The sequence below is a fragment of the Pseudoalteromonas sp. S3178 genome (assembly GCF_005886985.1).
Taxonomy (GTDB): domain Bacteria; phylum Pseudomonadota; class Gammaproteobacteria; order Enterobacterales; family Alteromonadaceae; genus Pseudoalteromonas; species Pseudoalteromonas carrageenovora.
Genome location: NZ_PNCW01000569.1, coordinates 1 through 345, shown reverse-complemented (window position 1 = coordinate 345; position 345 = coordinate 1). Strand labels below are relative to the sequence as shown.

1 pseudogene is annotated in these 345 nt (G+C 38.6%); it reads right to left on the bottom strand.

Going from position 1 to position 345, the window contains the following annotated elements:
- Positions 1 to 301 (bottom strand): annotated as a pseudogene (locus CWC11_RS22255) (arginyltransferase); the annotation flags it as partial.
- Positions 302 to 345 lie beyond the last annotated feature (44 nt).

The window sequence follows — 345 nt, the reverse complement described above, 5'->3', positions numbered from 1 at the left end:
GTTGGTTTATCTCGATGCGAAATTCATCTGACAGTTTATTCCACTTTCGTTTTTGCGACTTTGACGCATTAAACTGTTGTACTGGGAGTCGTAATGATTCACATGCATTGCATTTGGGACAATGTGGTCGATAGATTTGATCACCACTTCGTCTAAAGCCAAGCTCTAATAACCCTTCAAAATGCTCTGGTGAGTAACAGTTTTGGTCTAAAATAACGAGTAATTGTTCTTGTTGCTCAGGCAGGTAACTGCAACTGAATTGCTGACTTAAACCAATTTTTGATGGAAAGTGTTCAGTCATAAATATTTTCCAAGGTTTGAGCTAGCCACATATTGGCAGGTATA